3 protein-coding genes and 1 pseudogene are annotated in these 3,338 nt (G+C 41.8%); 1 reads left to right on the plus strand and 3 read right to left on the minus strand.

Annotation, left to right across the window (positions count from 1 at the left end; genetic code table 11):
• The 3 genes and pseudogenes from ACT4_RS17090 to ACT4_RS02900 all read right to left on the minus strand — a co-directional run.
• A pseudogene (locus ACT4_RS17090) lies at window positions 1-166 on the minus strand (YqaJ-like viral recombinase); the annotation flags it as partial.
• Between the two features lie 149 nt (window positions 167-315).
• Complete coding sequence (locus ACT4_RS02895; RefSeq protein ID WP_007479667.1) at window positions 316-1,365, minus strand: DUF932 domain-containing protein; 1,050 nt, start codon at window positions 1,363-1,365, stop codon at window positions 316-318.
• 62 nt (window positions 1,366-1,427) lie between these two features.
• Window positions 1,428-1,742 (minus strand): hypothetical protein, encoded by a 315-nt coding sequence (locus ACT4_RS02900; protein ID WP_007479669.1) that lies wholly within the window; start codon window positions 1,740-1,742, stop codon window positions 1,428-1,430.
• Between the two features lie 763 nt (window positions 1,743-2,505).
• Between ACT4_RS02900 and ACT4_RS02905 the strand changes: the two genes are divergently transcribed.
• Window positions 2,506-3,338 (plus strand): hypothetical protein (locus ACT4_RS02905; RefSeq protein ID WP_034604513.1); only part of this gene is annotated, 833 nt, incomplete at its 3' end.

Below are 3,338 nucleotides of genomic sequence, written 5' to 3' on the forward strand. Positions count from 1 at the left end.
GGGTTTTGGTTTTTCGTGGTTGCGTATTCGATCGGTCTCGTTTGGTTCGGGTTCCTACCTCAACCTGTTGAGTCAATGAGTTCTGGATGGGTAGATTCAGGTTTGGTGAATACGGCTGTAATGGTGGATGATTTAAAGTGTTTTGAATTTGAGTATGGCTATTCATTAGAAATATTCCTGTATCGGTAAAAGTGTAAAAGCTGAATTTTGGGCATAAAAAAAGCCACATCTGGAAATGTGGCTAAAGGTGTTGCTGTGCTTGTACGGTGTTACCGTATGCTTAGGCTAATAGAGCTGGCTTAATTGAAACTGAATTTAGGCAATCATTCGAAGTGCTTGTTCCAATCCTCGTTGCTTGATCGCTGCACCTGCCCCAAACCATGCTGAATCGAGTCGATGATCAGTACTCATGGCACGACGTTCGTGGTCGGTGAATTCGGTGATCGAACACAGTAAACCATAAGCGGTGTCTTTAGCTGAACTGAGTTCTGCCCCTCGTCCATGTCCGTTAAACATGGTCATGACTTTAGACATCGCACGTCCATTCGGTTCGATTTTATTGTCCGCTTTAGATGAAGCAATTTGATTTGGCATGGCTGCATTGCGGTAGAACTGAATAATGCTTTCATCCTGTTCAGCCACACTTAAGTTGGTATTGTTAAATACTGCATCAAAGTAGGCTGCGGCTTCTTGTTGAGTCACTTTACGTTGACTCAACTGCTTCATTTCATACATGTGTTCATCCCACGCACGAACAGAAATACCGAGTTGCTGTTTGACTTTTTCGGCATCGAACTTGGTACTGTGTGGCACTTTAACTACACCAGCATTGGTGTTTTGTCCTTTGAGAGCAATCGCCAAGGTGTTGTTACACACCACTCGAATACTGGTGAACTGAGCTGTCGTGGCTAAGGTTCCATCACAGGCTGTCGCTAAAAGAATATAGCCATTACTGACATCCTTACCCTTGAGTGCTGAGGTCTGTCCTGTCTTAGCCAATGCCCAGAATTTCTTACCGCCTTTAAGTACGCCTGCGGTTTCCAGTTCAAAGCCTGATTGTTCAGTCAGGTCTTTATAGAAATGTAGAATTTCCATCGGCTGGACTTCCTGAAAGCGTTGGCTCACTACGGATAAAGGTGCGTGGGTATCGGAACGATAAAGCACTCGTTGTTCCTCAAAAGGCATGATGATGCTCTGCCCCTTTTCATTCTGTGCCATGTAACTGACATCCGAGGATTCAATCCGCCAATCCATGCCTGCCTGTTGTGCCCAAACTTCGATCGGTTGGTTTGGGGTCAGTTCATTGCCTAAACCATGCCAAGGGGTTTGTCCAACAAATGCCATTGTTTCAACTAAATGTGCCATAAGAATAATTCCTGTATCAATTTGAATGGGTAAAAGGGTTCGATTTAAATTTTGTTAAATACTTAATTACGTAGATTTGGGCTAAAGCTGCGGTCACAGTGATTGCAGTAATACTGTCTGCGATAAGTTGGGTGTAATGGTTGTTGCTGTTCATCTTCAGTGATCAACATCCAAATACCACCGATCAGTACCCCAACGATTGCGCCTGCAATCGGAGGAATATTCAGGCTTTTAGAAACACTGACACCCAAAGTAGCAAGTGCCATCGGTGACATCACACTATTGGAAATAGGGTTATTGGATGGACTGGGTAAATGTTGGGGGGATTGCAGTTGTACCGTCTCTCTAGACTGGCAATAAGGACATGGCAAACTCATTGTGGTATTTCCTGTAAATGAATAAAAAAAGCCTGCTGGGGAAGCAGGCAAAATGATGGTTGTGTGTATTTGAAGCATTGCTCTCATTTAGATGCTATGTATTTGTATTTTTTTAGAATGCGTTTTTTATCATCAGTTTTAGGTGATTTTTGAATGTTGGTTAAATAGATCAATTGACCTGTTTTTTAGCAACGATTATGATGCAAGGGCTGACCTACATTGTCAGTCGGTTTTAGCAGACCGCAGATCCAGCACGATATATGAAAGTAATTTTGTATGTTGTGGGAACCCTCGTGTCCCCCTTTTTTTCTATGGTAGGGCGAGAGGGGGACGCCTCGTGCGTGCTGGTTCCTTGGATCCCAGTCTGCTAACCCCCTTTCGTTCTGCCACCATTATTTAGCAGTGATGTAGCAGAACTTCTTGTAATTCCAAGGAGTCAACCATGACACATTTTACTGTGCTTTATTCCCCTGCACTTTCTCCGCCTCTCAGGCATTTCATTCCAATTCATTTATCGCACGCTTTCGCTGTGTCCTGACTGATTCAAGCCATCAATTAACTGCTGCATCCATTTGGGTCTGTGGTGTTTTGTGCTGGATAAAAATCATAGAACGTGCTGTACCGCTTATTCGGATTGTCCTTATTGTGCTCAGTAATAGCATCGCTAGAGCCTATGACAGCCAAGCAGAATGTATTTGAAATTACAGTCAATTTCATATGCAAGTCTAAGAATTTTAAAAATATTGGATGGGGAAATAATAGGATGAAATACGTTTCAATTGCACTGCTCACCAGCCTTGCGTTGGTCGGCTGCTCAAAACCACAACATGATGATGTACAGAAAGAAGAGCTATCTCAAAAGATTGAAACAATGTCATTGAATGATGAAGCCCCTGCACAGACTGCTTCTTCTCCTTTGATTATTGATCGAAATAAAATTACCCCTCCGCTCACCAAAACAGGCGAAAGCTTTCAGGAGCTCATTAAAGACGAAGGATATTTTTCCTTTTATCCTCCATATAAAACTATCTCTGGATTGCAGATGTTTGCTGAGAATTCGGATGTGGCTGACTATTGTGCAAACTGTGTGCATTTCCAATCTATTCTGAATGATTTAAGAAATGTGTTAGCTTTAAAAAATAATCAAGTTTTGGTAATTGGTCATACAGGTCAACAATTTCCTGCATTCACATTTGCTTTAGGCGATGACTACTCTTTGCGTGCAGCGCACGATACAGCCATCAATTATATAAGATCGACAATGCAGGTGATTCCACCACAAAAAGATCAATTTGAAAGTACAGAACAATATCAACAACGTATTCAAAATTTGCAAAAAGAACTGGATACTAAAAACGCCAATCTAAATTATGACTTGAAGCTTTTAGAACTCAGTTTAAATGCGACTTCTTCACAAAGCCAGTTCATGCCGAGCAGTTATACACCCAATGATCGACCGAATGGTCCGATTGATAATTTTGTTTATTACGATGCTGACTCGAAACAATTACATTTTGAGAATATGAATTTCGCATCTGATCTTATTATGAATTTCACCGCCCCATCCACGCCAGAGTTAGCACAAAATATTATTAC

Origin of the sequence: Acinetobacter sp. NBRC 100985 (genome assembly GCF_000241225.1) — a bacterium.
Classification (GTDB): domain Bacteria; phylum Pseudomonadota; class Gammaproteobacteria; order Pseudomonadales; family Moraxellaceae; genus Acinetobacter; species Acinetobacter venetianus.

What these genes read in the sequence shown, in the direction of transcription:
- ACT4_RS02895 (WP_007479667.1), bottom strand. Translation starts at nt 1,365, where the DNA reads ATGGCACATTTAGTTGAAACAATGGCATTTGTTGGACAAACCCCTTGG.
- ACT4_RS02900 (WP_007479669.1), bottom strand. Translation starts at nt 1,742, where the DNA reads ATGAGTTTGCCATGTCCTTATTGCCAGTCTAGAGAGACGGTACAACTG.